This window comes from Aeromonas sp. MaB10011B (genome assembly GCF_017939325.1).
Taxonomy (GTDB): Bacteria; Pseudomonadota; Gammaproteobacteria; order Enterobacterales; family Aeromonadaceae; genus Aeromonas; species Aeromonas caviae.
In genome coordinates this window covers 47,170-61,198 of sequence record NZ_JAGKRK010000055.1, presented here as the reverse complement: position 1 = coordinate 61,198, position 14,029 = coordinate 47,170, and the positions used below count along the sequence as shown (strand labels likewise).

At 62.7% G+C, this 14,029-nt stretch carries 12 protein-coding genes and 1 pseudogene; 5 read left to right on the top strand and 8 right to left on the bottom strand.

Annotated elements, in window-relative coordinates:
* Positions 1–407: 407 nt before the first annotated feature.
* Positions 408–1,439, top strand: a complete 1,032-nt coding sequence (locus J9893_RS13855) for an IS630-like element ISAhy2 family transposase (protein ID WP_114523370.1) — start codon at positions 408–410, stop codon at positions 1,437–1,439.
* Between the two features lie 270 nt (positions 1,440–1,709).
* Here the strand turns inward: J9893_RS13855 and J9893_RS13850 are convergent.
* The 6 genes and pseudogenes from J9893_RS13850 to J9893_RS13825 form a co-directional block, all read right to left on the bottom strand.
* Positions 1,710–2,123 (bottom strand): annotated as a pseudogene (locus tag J9893_RS13850) (alpha/beta hydrolase); the annotation flags it as partial.
* Positions 2,124–2,296: 173 nt separating this feature from the next.
* Positions 2,297–5,104 carry an FAD-binding and (Fe-S)-binding domain-containing protein gene (locus J9893_RS13845; protein WP_041212866.1) on the bottom strand — a complete coding sequence of 936 codons (2,808 nt, stop codon included), beginning with the start codon at positions 5,102–5,104 and terminating at the stop codon, positions 2,297–2,299.
* A complete protein-coding gene (locus J9893_RS13840; RefSeq protein ID WP_041212865.1) occupies positions 5,104–5,748 on the bottom strand; it encodes an LUD domain-containing protein in 645 nt (214 codons plus the stop codon). Before J9893_RS13840 ends, J9893_RS13845 begins: the two co-directional genes overlap by 1 nt.
* A 1-nt stretch (position 5,749) precedes the next feature.
* Positions 5,750–7,186, bottom strand: coding sequence for a LutB/LldF family L-lactate oxidation iron-sulfur protein (locus J9893_RS13835; RefSeq protein ID WP_041212864.1), 1,437 nt, complete (start codon positions 7,184–7,186; stop codon positions 5,750–5,752).
* Positions 7,179–8,000: a (Fe-S)-binding protein gene (locus J9893_RS13830; protein WP_080989992.1), complete on the bottom strand. Its 822-nt coding sequence runs from the start codon at positions 7,998–8,000 to the stop codon at positions 7,179–7,181. Before J9893_RS13830 ends, J9893_RS13835 begins: the two co-directional genes overlap by 8 nt.
* A 12-nt stretch (positions 8,001–8,012) precedes the next feature.
* Positions 8,013–9,710 carry an L-lactate permease gene (locus J9893_RS13825; protein WP_052815658.1) on the bottom strand — a complete coding sequence of 566 codons (1,698 nt, stop codon included), beginning with the start codon at positions 9,708–9,710 and terminating at the stop codon, positions 8,013–8,015.
* A gap of 61 nt (positions 9,711–9,771) precedes the next feature.
* Between J9893_RS13825 and J9893_RS13820 the strand changes: the two genes are divergently transcribed.
* Entirely contained in the window at positions 9,772–10,749 is a 978-nt protein-coding gene (locus tag J9893_RS13820) for a LysR family transcriptional regulator (protein ID WP_080989993.1), read from the top strand.
* Positions 10,750–10,764: 15 nt separating this feature from the next.
* Here the strand turns inward: J9893_RS13820 and J9893_RS13815 are convergent, their stop codons facing one another.
* Positions 10,765–11,559 carry an alpha/beta fold hydrolase gene (locus J9893_RS13815; RefSeq protein WP_010674369.1) on the bottom strand — a complete coding sequence of 265 codons (795 nt, stop codon included), beginning with the start codon at positions 11,557–11,559 and terminating at the stop codon, positions 10,765–10,767.
* A gap of 106 nt (positions 11,560–11,665) precedes the next feature.
* Here J9893_RS13815 and J9893_RS13810 point away from each other — a divergent pair, with 106 nt between their 5' ends.
* Genes J9893_RS13810 through J9893_RS13800 form a run of 3 tightly spaced genes read left to right on the top strand, consistent with a single transcriptional unit; the run spans position 11,666 to position 12,916 of the window.
* A complete protein-coding gene (locus tag J9893_RS13810; protein WP_039038958.1) occupies positions 11,666–12,037 on the top strand; it encodes an MmcQ/YjbR family DNA-binding protein in 372 nt (123 codons plus the stop codon).
* Between the two features lie 3 nt (positions 12,038–12,040).
* Positions 12,041–12,520 (top strand): GNAT family N-acetyltransferase, encoded by a 480-nt coding sequence (locus J9893_RS13805; protein ID WP_029314371.1) that lies wholly within the window; start codon positions 12,041–12,043, stop codon positions 12,518–12,520.
* Positions 12,521–12,580: 60 nt separating this feature from the next.
* Positions 12,581–12,916 carry a DUF3802 family protein gene (locus tag J9893_RS13800; protein WP_010674366.1) on the top strand — a complete coding sequence of 112 codons (336 nt, stop codon included), beginning with the start codon at positions 12,581–12,583 and terminating at the stop codon, positions 12,914–12,916.
* Positions 12,917–13,218: 302 nt separating this feature from the next.
* On the opposite strand, the gene msrA is transcribed toward J9893_RS13800, so the two are convergent.
* The gene (gene msrA, locus J9893_RS13795; RefSeq protein ID WP_010674365.1) at positions 13,219–13,851 is read right to left on the bottom strand and encodes a peptide-methionine (S)-S-oxide reductase MsrA; all 633 of its coding nucleotides are present in this window, start codon (positions 13,849–13,851) and stop codon (positions 13,219–13,221) included.
* Positions 13,852–14,029 lie beyond the last annotated feature (178 nt).

The following is a 14,029-nucleotide window of genomic DNA, read 5'->3' as shown; positions in this document are numbered from 1 at the left end:
GGACAAGAAAATCTCTTTTCTAGTCTGACGGCGCTTACTGCTGAATTCACTGTCGGCGAAGGTGAGCTGATGACTCATAATGAACCCTTTTTCATGGCTCCAGATGACAAACATGATCTCATATCAGGGACTTGTTCGCACCTTCCTTAGACCAGAAGGCTCTATGATCTATCCTATAGATGTCACTTATCAAGATAACTACCCATTTAAAGAGATTATTGAACGTTTTCATCATTTTGAACATCAGCCTGGAATGAATAACATCCAAAATATCGCAGGTGATATACTTTATTCAGTACTAAATAGCTGTTCCGAATAGTAGATCACTGGAGGAAGGGAACTCAGTCCAGTTTGTGCGATCTCATTAGTCGCCAAACAAAACAAGCCACACCCAAAGGACTGAGTTGATGCCTATCCTACCACCCCTGCCACGACCACAACGGCGCCGCATTCACAAAATCATCCATGCCACCCGTGATAAAGGGCATGCTCGTCGCTTGATGGCCATCTTGCTGTTACATGAAGGACGCACGGTCACTGATGTTCATCACCTTACCGGCGCTGCTCGCTCGACCATCGGCCGTTGGCTTCGATGGTATCGAGATGAAGGCATAGATGCGCTAGAAGCCTTACCGGCTGGCCGTGCCCCAGTTTTACCTGTTGCCAAGATTGTCACTTTACTGGTGCTGCTCATGCAGTTTTCTCCGCAAGATTTTGGTTATCAGCGCAGCCGCTGGTGTACCGAACTATTGGCTATCAAAATCAATCGGTTAACAGGCCTCAATATGGCAGCCTCCACGCTCCGTCGATGGTTACCGCGTATGGGCATTGTCTGGCGAAGGCCCGTGCCGACCTTGCGGATAAAAGACCCAGCCTATCAGGAGAAAATGGCGGATATCGACGCTGCGCTGGCCCGCTGTGATGCCGATAATCCGGTGTTTTATGAGGATGAAGTCGATATAGACCTCAATCCCAAATTAGGGGCCGACTGGATGTTCAGAGCGCAGCAAAAGCGGGTTGTCACGCCGGGACAGAACGCGAAACATTACCTGGCAGGCGTTCTCCATGCAGGCAACGGAAGAGTGCTTTACGTCAGTGGGATAAAGAAAAACTCATCCCTGTTTATCGCCATGCTGGAAAAGCTGCGTCGCCACTACCGACGAGCCAAAACCATCACGCTGATCCTCGATAACTACATCATTCACAAAAGCAAACAGACCGAGCGATGGTTGAAGAAAAACCCTAAGTTCTGCCTGGTATTCCAGCCAGTTTATAGTCCTTGGGTTAATCACATAGAACGGCTGTGGCACAAGTTGCATGAAACCATCACGCGCAATCATCAATGCAGAGGGATGGCCAACCTGCTGGCTCGAGTGAAACACTTCATGGATACCGTGTCTCCTTTCCCGGGGAATGGCTATGGCACAGCAAAGGTGTAGCACTATTAGGATCAGTTATTTAGGCACTAAATATACTAGCTGGAGCTACGAGCGAGAACGCAGGCTTGTATTCGTAAGCTCTAAGGCTGTTGAATTCTCCCCGCAAGCAGTTAACTCAATAGCATTTGGGCTAAGAACTACAGAGCGGGACAAGGCAACCTTAAAGAATATCACCTCGGGTTGCGAATGGAGTCATGTTAAATGGTTTCAAGCTGTAAAGTCTAAATCTAAATATGCACTTGAATTTGAAAGAATATAGCTAATGGTTTATTACTCGACCGTTTGGCTGGATATAAACGCCAACGACTGCCTGTTAAAGTGTTCCGGCTGCTCCACGTTGCAGACATGGCCGCATTTCTCGATGATGGCCAACCGGCTGTAGGGGTCGCGTGCCACCTGCTCGCGAACCGGGGCGAGGAACATATGATTTTCCTCCCCCATCACATAAAGGGTGGGAATGGGCTGGGACGTTCACGGAAGTAGCGCATCAGCGGGTTAACCTCAGTGGCGAGGCGGAACCAGCGTTTGAACTCTTTCTGGCAGAGCTTACGGGCCTCGCGCACAAAGAGGTTGCGCGATTCCTGATGGTGCTGGCGCGGCATGATGATGAAGGCACACAGCCGATAGAGCCACATACTAGGGCAGGATATGCTGGCCGAATCGGCCCAGCTGCACCAGCACCCGCGGTAACTGCTCACCGGCAGGGGCTTGACGCACACAATTCGGCAGGGATGGGATAATCCGTTTTCTCTATGCAGGTTCTGACTATGACGCGCAGCAACTCCTTGGAGTAACGCCCCAGGCGTTTAACGTCTCCAACAACGGCAGGATTTTTTTGTCCTGCCGTTGTTGTTTTCCTATCTCGCCGCCTGATCCACCAGATAGAGGATGCTGTGATAGGGAATGCCAGCATGCTGGCTAAGCCCCATTTCGCAGGTGCGGCTGTTGCTGAATCCCTGGCGGCAATCCCTGGGGACCTGAACGGGCAGGCTGGCAAGCGCCGCGGCGTTGAGCTCAGGCGTCATCAGCCCCTTGTCGCCGGCAAAGCCGCAGCACTGGATATGCTCAGGGATTATCACCTCGCGGGCACAGGCGCGGGCCACCGCCAGCATCTTATCGCCGAGCCCCATGCGCCGGCTGCTGCAGGTGATATGGAGCATCACTGTCTCATCGATGGGGGTCAGCTCAAGGTGGGGCAGCAGGTGTTCCAGCACAAAGGCAGAGGGCTCAAACACCCGAAGGCCCTTGCCGAGTGCCCCCGAGAGCAGTCGCTGCACGCAGGGGCTGGTATCGAGCAGCACGGGCCAGCGGCCCTGCTCGCTTGCCTGCCACAATGCCTCGGCCAGCTCACTGCGCTTGGCGGCAGCCACCTCGACCATCCCCTTGCTGTCATAGGGCATGCCGCAGCAGAGCCCCTCGATACCTTGCGGCACTATGACCCGGCAACCCGCTTTATTGAGGAGTGATTGCACCACGTCCGGCAGTGACGGGGCTTCCTCCTGCTGGCCGAACACCCGGCTGGCGCAGGACGGCAGATAGACCACGGCGCGATCCTCTCCAATGTCCTCGCTGGATCCGCCATGGCTCCCCTCCCCTTGCGGCCACAGGTAGCGGCTCGGCCCCGGCAGTGTGGGCAACCAGGCGGGTGTGCGCTGGCCGCTCAGATGGCGAACCCCGTTCACCAATCCTGCCAGCGCCTTGTCTCCCAGCACCTTCCCGGCAATGGCTTTGAAGCCGAGGGCCCCACGGGCCGTGCGGGTAACGCCGGCGAAATGATCGGCGCTCCAGCGGGCGATGGGCACGAAGCGCTGGTACTTGTCAGAGCGCAGCTTCTTGATGAGCGCTCCGGTGTTGATGCCCACCGGGCAGCGATCGGCGCACAGCCCGGTGGCGGCGCAGGTGTCGATGCCCTGATAGTCAAACAGCCGGGCAAGATCCCCTGCAACTTCACCGCTGCGACCACGGCGCGACAACTCCCGATAGAGCACGATGCGCTGGCGCGGCGAGAGCGACAGGGTGCGCGAGGGGCAGACCGCCTCGCAAAAGCCGCACTCGATGCACGGATCCACGATGGCATCGCTCGCCGGCATGGGCTTGAGATGGGCCAGGTGGGCCTTGGGGTCATCGTTGATGATGACGCCGGGATTGAGCAGGCCGTCCGGGTCCAGCAGCGCCTTGATGCGGCGCATCAGCGCCATCCCCTCCGGCCCCCATTCCAGCTCCACATAGGGGGCCATGTTGCGGCCGGTGCCGTGCTCGGCCTTGAGAGACCCGCCAAAGCGCACCGCGACGAGCTCCGCCACCGCGTCCATAAAGGCGCCGTAGCGGAGCACCTGGGCCGGATCGTCGAACCCCTGGGTAAAGACGAAGTGCAGGTTCCCCTCCAGCGCGTGGCCGAAGATGATGGCTTCACCGTATTCGAAGCGATCGAACAGGGCTTGCAGCCCCGCCACCCCTTCGGCCAAGCGCTCGATGGGAAAGGCGACATCCTCGATGATGACGGTGGTGCCGGTGGTGCGCACCGCCCCCACCGCCGGGAAGAGCCCCTTGCGAATGGCCCAGAGCCCGGCGCTGTCGCTGGTAAAAGGCACAGAGGCGACCTGAGCGAACTCGGCCGCCATGCCCATCACCTGCTCGCAGCGATCCACCAGCGCCTCTTTCGATTCCCCATGCACCTCCACAAGCAAGGCGCAGGCAGCCAGATCCAGCGTCTTGATAAAGTCCGGCAGACCGGGCTTGCCCGCCACCGAGCGAAGGGATCGCCCATCCATCAGCTCCACCGCCGCCACCGGCGCACTTTTCAGGCGCGAGGTGGCCAGACACGCCTGCTCGGCGTCCCGGAACACCAGCAGGGCCGAGGCCTTGTGGGGGTATTCGGGCACGGTATCGAGCACCACCTCGGCGATAAAGCCGAGGGTTCCCTCCGAGCCGATCATCAGGTGGGTGAGGATATCGACGGGATCCTCATGATCGAGCAGGGCGTTGATGGCGTAGCCGGTGGTGTTCTTGAGCCGGTACTTGTGGCGGATCTTGGCGGCAAGCTCGGCATTCGCCAGCACTTCGGCACGCAGGGCGGCGAGCCCGTCCAGCAACTCCGGGCGCTTGGCCGCAAAGGCGGCGCGACTGTGAGGGTCGCCGCTCTCCAGCACGGTGCCATCGGCCAGCAGCAAGGTCATGGCGTGCAATGTGTGATAGCTGTTGTGGGCGGTGCCGCAGCACATGCCGCTCGCGTTGTTGGCGGCGATGCCGCCGAGCTTGCAGGCGTTGATGGAGGCGGGGTCCGGCCCAATCTTGCGCCCCAGAGGCGCCAGATAGCGGTTGGCATCGGCGCCGATCACCCCGGGTTGCAGGGCGATGCGCGCCCCCTCGTCCAGAATGCGGTGGCCGCGCCAGCTGTCGGTCAGGGTGATGAGCACCGAATCACTCAGGGCCTGGCCCGAGAGGCTGGTGCCGGCGGCGCGAAAGGTGCACGGCAGGTGCAATTTGCGGCACACCGCCAGCACAAAGCGCACTTCATCGAGGGAGTCGAGGCGCACGATGCGCTCGGGCACCAGCCGGTAGAAGCTGGCGTCCGTGCCGTGGGCGAGGCGCAAGTCCGGGTCGCTCACCAGCCGCTCCGGCGGGATGCGCTCAAGCATGGCGGCGTCAAATTCATTCCAGCGCATCAGCAATCCTCCACCAGCACGACCAAGAGGCGGCTCGGGCCGTGGGCGCCGTAGGCCAGGGTCTGCTGGATGTCGGCGGTCTTGGAGGGGCCGGAGACCAGCAACAGATTGGTGGGCATGGCCTGCTGCCAGCGCCCGGCCTCTACCAGCCCCGCCAGGTTGTCGGCGATGGTGGAGGCCGCCAGCAGGGCGATATGGCAGGGTGGCACCAGGGACAAGGTGCGCGGCTCGCCGCCATCGGGCAGCAACACGAGCGTCCCGGTATCGGCGATGGCCCCCGCGCAGTGGGTGATGCCCGCCTGACAGGCATCGAACAAATCGTCCTTCCAGCTTGCGAACTCGCCAGAGGGGGTCAACACAGATCGCCCGGCGCAAGCGGCCGCGATTTCGACTTGCCAGCGGCCGCCCTGGCCACAGGCCAGACTCGTCACGCCCTCTTCATCCAGCCAGGCGGTCAGCTCCCGGGCCAGGCTTGCCTCCTTGACGGTGAGGATCTCAGCGTGGCTGGCGCAGATCCCGGCAACAAAGCGCTCGCGCCGTGCGTTGTCATCTACCCCGCGCCAGGGCTGCCAGGCGTGCGGTGCGTGGGCAATGGGGGTGGCGGCGCCGCGCAGGCGGTTCAAGATAGCCTCTTTGCTCGACATCTCAGGACTCCTTCTTCTTCTGGCGCAGCAGGGCGTGCAGGCTCTGGGGGGCGGGTTTGGGGGCCTCGCGGCACTGGGTCCAGGGGCCCAGGTGTTTGGGCATCAAGCCCCGCAGGCGACCGGCCACCCCGGTTGCGGCGTGGTAGAGGCGCGGGTGGGTGGCGGCAAAGGCAAAGCCCTGCATGGCAAGGGTCTCGAGCCGGCTTTTGGCCGCCCCCTGCCCCGCCAGCGGTTCGTGACCGGGCTGTGCGTTGTGCTTGGCCTCCCGGCGCAGGCGCTGCAACATGTCGGGAATGGGGATGCGCACCGGGCACACCTCGCCGCAGGCACCGCACAGGCTCGAGGCCGTCACCAGATCGCTCGTGCTTTCCAGCCCCAGCAGGTGGGGGGAGATGATTTTGCCGATGGGCCCCGGGTAGATGGTGCCGTAGGCGTGGCCGCCGATGCGGGTGTAGACCGGGCAGTGGTTCATGCAGGCGCCGCAGCGGATGCACTGCAATGTCTTGCGCAGCTCCTCATCCCGGTAAGCCTGGCTGCGGCCGTTGTCCAGCAGCACCAGGTGTACCTCGTCCGGGCCGTCCAGCTCCCCTGCCCGGCGCGGGCCGCTGATGACGTTGAAGTAGGTGGTGATGGCCTGACCGGTGGCCGAGCGGGTCAGGGCGCTGTAGAGGGGCGGCACGTCGGATAAGCACTCCACCACCTTCTCGATGCCGGTGATGGCCACGTGCACTTTCGGCACCGTGGTGCACATACGCCCGTTGCCCTCGTTCTCGACGAGACACAGGCTGCCGGTCTCGGCCACCGCGAAGTTGACGCCGGAGAGCCCCATGCCGGCGCGGCGAAACTCTTCGCGCAGGGCCCGCCGCCCGGTCTGGATCAGGGCGTCCACGTCCGTGGTGGGGGTGAAGCCTTCCAGGTTGCTTGCGAAGGTGTCGCTCACCTCCTGCTTGTTCTTGTGGATGGCGGGCATGATGATGTGGGACGGGGTGTCGCCGTCGAGCTGGACGATAAACTCCCCCATGTCGCTCTCAAGGCAGCGGATGCCGTGGCGCGCCATCTCGTGGTTGAAGCCTACCTCCTCGCTCACCATGGACTTGCCCTTGACGATGCTGCTCACCCCGTTTTTTTGGGCGATACCGAGGATGATGGCGTTGGCCTCGGCCGGCGTCTGGGCCCAGTGCACCCGGATGCCGTTGCGCTCACAGTTGGCTTCGAGCTGCTCCAAAAGGTCCGGCAGGCGCGAGAGACAGCGCTGGCGAATTTGCTCCGCCGCATCGCGCACCGCCGCTTCTTCCTGCGGGTCGGCGAAGGCATCCCGGCGCTTGGCGCGCAGGTAATCCATGGCGCCGCGAAAATTCTGGCGCAGCACGGGGTCGGCCAGGGCCGCCTCGGCCTGGGGATGGAAGCGGCGCGGCGAATACTTGGCGTGATCAGACATGGGGCTGGGCCTCTTTGGTATGAGCCAAATCGCTAACAGCGGCGCCGTTATGAGCTATTTCGTCACTGTCGGGGCGGCTGTGGGCGAGCAGGAAGCTCGCCAGGTGGGTGGCAGGCAAGATCCTGCCCTGATAGGCCAGGGATCCCTTGATGTTCAAGAGGCACCCCCAGTCGGCGCTCACCAAGGTGTCGGCGCCGGTGGCCAGCAGGTGGCGGGTCTTGTCCTCCACCATGGCCTGGCTGATGTGGGGGTGGCGCACCGAGAAGGTGCCGCCAAAACCGCAGCACTCGCTCTCGTAGGCCTGTTCATGCAAGGTGACGCCATCGAGCTGCCCCAGCAGGCTGCGGGCCGTGGTGTGTACCTGCATCTCGCGCCGGGCCGAGCAGGAGGTGTGCATGACGATGCTCGCCTCCCCCACCCCGTGCCAGCGCACCCGGCAGACCCGGGCCAGAAACTCGGTGAGCTCGAACACCCGATCGCAAAAATCGGCCACCTCGGGGCTCTCGGGGAAGAGGCGGCGGTAGTGGTGGTGCATCATGCCGCCGCAGGAGCCCGACAGCACCACCACCGGCCAGGGCTCGGGGAAGAGCGCCATCTGGCTTTGCGCCACCTTGCGCGCCTCCTCCTCGTGACCCGAGGTGTAGGCCGGCTGCCCGCAGCAGGTCTGTTTCTCGACAAAGTGCACCCTTATCCCTTCCCGCTCGATCAGGGCGATGGCATCGAGCCCCGCCACCGGGTCGAACAGGTCCACCAGACAGGTGGCGTAGAGATAGACATCGGCCGGCTTGGCCGGGTAGACCCGCATTACCTTCATCACTTGCTCTCCTTACTTGAGCTGCAGCAGTGCGTCCGAGATGTGGAAGCTGTACATGAGCACCAGCCCGATAAGGCCGGTGACCAGCAGGTAGTAGAGGGTCGGCAGCGCCGTCTTGCGCAGCGTCGCCCCCTCACGGCCGAGCAGCCCCACGGTGGCCGAGGCCGCCACCACGTTGTGAATGGCGATCATGTTGCCCGCAGCCGCGCCGACTGCCTGCAGGGCCAGCATGGCGGCGGTGGAGACCCCCAGGGTCTGGGCCACCTCGAACTGGAACTGGCTGAACATCATGTTCGATACCGTGTTGGAGCCGGCGATAAAGGCCCCCAGCGCGCCGATGGTGGCGCTGAGCGCAGGGAAGAACTCCCCCACCAGCCCGGCGGCAAAATTCGCGGTGGTCACCGGCATGCTGGCGAGATCCGCCCCGTTGACGCCGGAGTTGATGAAGATGCGCACCATGGGCACGGTGAAGATGAGCACGAAACCGGCGCCGATCAGGGTGCGGCTGGACTCCCCCAATGCCCGACCGAAGGGGGCGAGGGAGCGCGACTGCAGCCAGGTGGCGAGCAGGGCGCAAAGTACCAGCAGGCCCCCCGGCAGGTAGAGCGGCTCAATGGAGGAGCTGACCCCCTTCTCCCCCAAGAGGTCTGTGAAGGCGAGGCTCACCGACAAGAGGCTTGCCTTGAACTCCGGGCTCACCCGGCTCGCCACCAGCAGGAGCGCCAGCGCCACATAGGGGAGCCAGGCCAGCATGAGCGACATGGGGCGACCAGCGGCCTCTTTGAGATCGAGCTTGAGGGAACCCAGCCACTCGGCGGGCCACTCGTTCTCGGGGGCGAAATCCCAGGAGTTCTTGGGCACCAGAAAACCGGCTCGCGCCGCCGTCACCACCAGGGCCAGCCCCACCAGACCGCCGATGAGGGACGGGAACTCGGGGCCGAGCAGCATGCCGGTGAGGGCATAGGGGACGGTGAAGGCGAGCCCGGCGAATATCGCGAAGGGCAGGATGGAGAGCCCCTCTGTCCAGCTGCGGTTGCGGCCGAAGAAGCGGGTCAGCATCATCACCATCAGCACCGGCATCAGGGTGCCGACGGTGGCGTGAATGAGGGCCACGTTGGTGGTCACCTGCTGCAAATAGATGTCCCAGCTGCTGCCACCGGCGCTCAGGGTCTGGCCGATGGCCTGGTTATCCAGCCCCTTGTTGATGCCCACCAGGATGGGGGTGCCCACCGCGCCGAACGACACCGGGGTGGACTGGATCATCATGCCGAGCAGCACGGCGGCCAGCGCCGGAAAACCGATGGCCACCAGCAGCGGCGCGGCGATGGCGGCCGGGGTGCCAAAACCCGAGGCCCCTTCGATAAAGGCGCCGAAGCACCAGGCGATGATGATGGCCTGGATGCGCCTGTCCGGCGAGATGTTGGTAAAACCGCCGCGAATGGCGGTGATGGCGCCGGTGTGTTTGAGGGTGTTGAGCATCAGGATGGCGCCGAACACGATCCAGAGCACGGTCACCGTGATCACCAGCCCCTGCAGGGTGGAGGCGAAGACCCGGGTTGGGCTCATCTGCCAGCCCCAGAGGGCGATGAACACGGTCAACAGGAAGGCGACGGGCATGGCGCGCTTGGCGGGCCAGTTGAGGCCGACCAGCAGCACGGCGGCCACCAGGATCGGCGAGAAGGCCACCAGGGCCAGCAGGGTGTCTGTCATCATTGCGTCCTTGTCCAGAGGGGTGCAGAGGCGCACCTTGTTGTTGTTTTGTTAAGCGGACGTGACCTTACCCTGTTCCTTTTTCGCGATATATGGAAATAATGAACAACATTCGTTCCAAAAGTTGATCAATATGGCCAGTACCGACGACCTCATCCTCTTCGCCCAGGTGGTGGAGGCCGGATCCTTCAGCAAGGTAGCGGAACAAAATTCCCTGACAAATTCAGTGGTTAGCAAGCGGATCGGGCGTCTTGAGGAGGAGCTCGGGGTCCAGCTCCTCTATCGCACCACCCGCCGGCTCACCCTGAGCGAGGCGGGCAAGGCGCTCTATCAAGGTGCCAAAAATGTGAAGGCCGCCGCACTGGACGCCTTCGACGCGGTGGCGGGATTTGGTGAAAAGGTGAGCGGTCATGTGCGGATGTCGGTGCCCACCATCTCGGGGGAGCTCTTGCTCGCCGATGCGGTGGCCGATTTTTGCCAGCAGCACCCGGGGCTCACGGTGGAGATGTCGCTGGACAACCGCTTCGTCAACCTGGTGGAAGAGGGGTTCGATCTGGTCATTCGCACCGGCTATCTGGATGACTCGAGCCTGATTGCCCGCCACATTCTCGACTCCCAGTGGGTCATCTGCGCCGCCCCCGCCTATGTGCGCCGCTTCGGGGCGCCGCGGGAGCCGTCAGACTTGCTCGCCCACAACTGCCTGCGCTACGCCTACCAGAGCACGGGGGCCTCGGAGTGGGCCTTCAAGGGGGAAGAGGGCAACTATCTGGTGTCGGTGTCGGGGAGCTTTTCAACCGACAACGCCGGCGCCCTGCGCAAGGCGGCGCTGGGGGGGCGCGGCATCGTCTATGTGCCGCGCTGTCTGGTCTATCACGACCTGATGCAGGGGGATCTGGTGGACTTGTTTCCCGACCGGGTGGGCAAGAAGCTCGGCATCTACGCCGTCTACCCCTTCACCCGCCAGCCGCCGCGCAAGATAAGGCTGCTCATCGAGCACATCCGCCAGCGCTATCTGGAGATTGGCCACTACTTCCTCTGAGGCCCTTGTCGGGCCTCAGAGGGCGGATGACGCCGCCTGACGGGAGAGAAACGCCAGGGACTGGCGGTTGAAGTGATCCGGCTGCTCCACGTTGCAGACGTGGCCGCACTTTTCGATGATTTCGAGGCGGCTGTAAGGGTCGCGGGCCACCTGCTCGCGCACCGGGGCGAGGAACATGTGATCCTCCTCCCCCATCACGTAGAGGGTGGGAATGGGCAGGGCCCGCTCGCGAAAGTAGCGCATCAGGGGGTTCACCTCGGTGGCGAGACGGAACCAGCGCTTGAACTCCTTCTGGCACAGCTTTCTGGCCTCGCGCACGAAGAGGTTGCGGGACTCCTGATGGTGCTGGCGCGGCATGATGATGAAGGCGAACAGGCGGTAGAGCCACATGTAGGGCAGGAAGTGCTGGCCGAGGCGACCAAGCTGCACCAGCACCCGGGAGCGGATGTCGAGACGCAGGATGGCGCCGCCGAGCACCATGCTCTTGACCCGCTCGGGGCGAAGCTCCGCCAGGTGGCGGATGAGGATGGTGCCAAGAGAGATGCCGACAAAATGGGCGTGGGGGATGCGCAGGTGATCCAGCAGGCGCAGGATATCCTCGGTCACGGCCCGAAAGCTGTAGTGCCCCTTTACCACCTGCTGCAGCTGGTTGGACTGGCCGTGACCGCGAAGGTCCAGCAGCAGCACGTTGAAGTGCTCCCGGTAGGCCCGCAACTGCTTGAACCAGATGGAGGAGCTGCCGCCCGCACCGTGCACGAACACCACCCAATCCCGATCGGGACCCAGTTCAAAGGTCTTGTGGTACAACATCTCATGGGCTCCCGGGGTGATGGGGGGTATACTCGGCGCGCATATTAACAGAAGGCTCACCCCGGTGAACATGCTTCCACCATGATCGGACCAGCCTGGAGTCCCCATGACCCTCGTTCAATTGCGTGAATTTTTGCTCAGCCAGCCCGGCGCCACCGAGGACACCCCCTTCGGCCCGGAGATCCTGGTCTACCGCATCGCCGGCAAGATGTTTGCCCTGGTGGACTGGCAGGCGGAGCCCCTCTCCATCAACCTGAAGTGCGAACCCGAGCTCGCCCTGCTGCTGCGGGAGATCCACCCCGAGGTGAAACCGGGCTGGCACATGAACAAGCAGCACTGGAACACGGTGACCCTGAGTGAAGGCCTGTCTGACGATCTCTGGCAGGGCTGGATAGTCCACTCCTATGAGCGGGTGGTGGCGGGTCTGCCCAGGGCGAAGCGGCCCCAGGCCCCCCGCGCGACCATCAGGGAGGGTTGATCCATGCCGTCTCTTTCTTCTCCTCGCATCGTCCCCCTCGAGGAGGCGCACATACCAAGGCTTTTGGATCTGTTCGAGCAGTCGGTACGCCGCCTGGGGCCTGCACACTATAGCCCGGAGCAGGTGGAGCAGTGGGCCAGGGGCGCCCATCACCCGGGGCTTGCCAGCCAGTTGCGCGAGCACCATGGCTGGGTCATCGAGCAAGACGATGTGCCCCTTGGCTTTGCCACCCTGAGCGATGACGGTCATCTCAGCCTGCTCTACGTGAGCGCGGATCATCCGCGCCAGGGGCTCGGCACCCTGCTGCTGGAGCGGGTGCTGGCAGCCGCCAGCCAGATGGGACTTGGCAGCCTCACCACGGAGGCGAGCGCCTTCAGCCTCGCTCTCTTCCTGCGTCACGGCTTCCTGCTGACCGGATTGGAGACGGTGGAGCGCGGCGGTGTCCAATTTATCCGCCATCGGCTCCACTGCCGCTTGCCATGACGGGTTCAGCCACTAAAATACGCACCATTTCCCCAAGGCAATGAAGAAAGGGCAGCCATCATGGTGGTAGAGAGCGACGGTTACATTGCGCTGATCGAGTATCTGGTAGAGAGTCTGGGTCTGTTCGAGAGCCAGCAACAAGGCGGCGGCGCCCAGACCATCGAGGATCTGGTGAGCAGCCGGGTGGCCGACAACCTGATGGCCATCTGCGAGCAGAACCCCCAGCTCGACCCCAAGGTGCGCTTCCTGATCATGCAGGAGGCCGATGCCGTGGTCGCCGACCTGGAAGAGGTGCTCTCCGCCGTCTGGTTGTCCGCCCCCAGCGAAGCCCAGCAAGCCTTCCTCATCGAGTTCATCGACCTCATCAAGAACCTGTTCGACAGCACCATCAGCTGACCCCCCCCTGCCGTGACGGCAAGGGGACGAGATGCAATGAGGCGAGGAGTGAGGCGGGACGCCCAATGAAAAGGGCCGCCTCATCGGGCAGCCCTGCTTGCTAGCATTGTCAATTCATCGCGCTTGTCAGAGTAATGAATTTCGGGGCAAAAAAATGTGTCTGGTCTTGGCAACCATCCGTGGTCGCTACCCTGTTGGTCAGCCAGGGTTCAGTTTAGTTCCCCACCTGACGCATTTTTTTCAATTATTTTTCATCACAATGACACGGGGGCCTGATGGCCCCCGTGGTATGCAATGACGCCTCAGCGATTCAGGCTGGGAGGCAGGCAGACGCCGATGCCCCCCAGGCCGCAATACCCCTCGGGATTCTTCTCCAGATATTGCTGGTGATAATCCTCGGCGTAATAGAAGGGGGCCAGCGGCAGGATGCGGGTGGTGATGGTGCGCCCGTCACCGCTCGCCGTCATGGCCTGCTGGTAGGCGGCCAGGCTCTGCTGGGCAATCGCCTCCTGGGTGTCGTCCCCGACGAAGATGACGGAGCGATACTGGGTGCCGATGTCGCCACCCTGGCGCATCCCCTGGGCCGGATCATGGTGTTCCCAGAACAGCTTCACGAGATCCCCATAGCTGATGACCTTGGGATCGAACACCACCTGCACCGTCTCGGCGTGGCCGGTCAGGCCGCTGCACACCTCCTTGTAGGTGGGATTGGGGGTCAGCCCCCCCTGATACCCGGCGGCGGTGGAATAGACCCCGGGCTGCTGCCAGAACAGACGCTCCACACCCCAGAAACAGCCCATGCCGAACCAGGCAAGCTCCATCCCCTCGGGCCAGGGCCCCTGGGTCGGGTGGCCGTTTACTGCGTGCACCTGGCCAATCTCCAGCGCTTCCCGCCGTCCCGGCAGCGCCTCTGCCGGTGAAATAATCTGCTCCATATGCCCTGTCCTTGTATAAAACCCCGCGCAATGCGGCTGACGAAAAGGAACACCGAAGATATCAGGTTATTAGCCCGGATCAACCAGGGAGCGGCCCCCGGGGCGACCCTCCCGCCCTCGCCTGCGTCTTCCCCTCCCCGCCCGCACTGGTCAAAATGGCGACAAAAAAACACCAAGT

What these genes read in the sequence shown, in the direction of transcription:
- J9893_RS13800 (WP_010674366.1), top strand. Translation starts at nt 12,581, where the DNA reads ATGGTGGTAGAGAGCGACGGTTACATTGCGCTGATCGAGTATCTGGTA.
- J9893_RS13840 (WP_041212865.1), bottom strand. Translation starts at nt 5,748, where the DNA reads ATGTCGAGCAAAGAGGCTATCTTGAACCGCCTGCGCGGCGCCGCCACC.
- J9893_RS13855 (WP_114523370.1), top strand. Translation starts at nt 408, where the DNA reads ATGCCTATCCTACCACCCCTGCCACGACCACAACGGCGCCGCATTCAC.
- J9893_RS13845 (WP_041212866.1), bottom strand. Translation starts at nt 5,104, where the DNA reads ATGCGCTGGAATGAATTTGACGCCGCCATGCTTGAGCGCATCCCGCCG.
- J9893_RS13830 (WP_080989992.1), bottom strand. Translation starts at nt 8,000, where the DNA reads ATGAAGGTAATGCGGGTCTACCCGGCCAAGCCGGCCGATGTCTATCTC.
- J9893_RS13825 (WP_052815658.1), bottom strand. Translation starts at nt 9,710, where the DNA reads ATGACAGACACCCTGCTGGCCCTGGTGGCCTTCTCGCCGATCCTGGTG.
- J9893_RS13815 (WP_010674369.1), bottom strand. Translation starts at nt 11,559, where the DNA reads ATGTTGTACCACAAGACCTTTGAACTGGGTCCCGATCGGGATTGGGTG.
- J9893_RS13805 (WP_029314371.1), top strand. Translation starts at nt 12,041, where the DNA reads ATGCCGTCTCTTTCTTCTCCTCGCATCGTCCCCCTCGAGGAGGCGCAC.
- J9893_RS13835 (WP_041212864.1), bottom strand. Translation starts at nt 7,186, where the DNA reads ATGTCTGATCACGCCAAGTATTCGCCGCGCCGCTTCCATCCCCAGGCC.
- J9893_RS13810 (WP_039038958.1), top strand. Translation starts at nt 11,666, where the DNA reads ATGACCCTCGTTCAATTGCGTGAATTTTTGCTCAGCCAGCCCGGCGCC.
- msrA (WP_010674365.1), bottom strand. Translation starts at nt 13,851, where the DNA reads ATGGAGCAGATTATTTCACCGGCAGAGGCGCTGCCGGGACGGCGGGAA.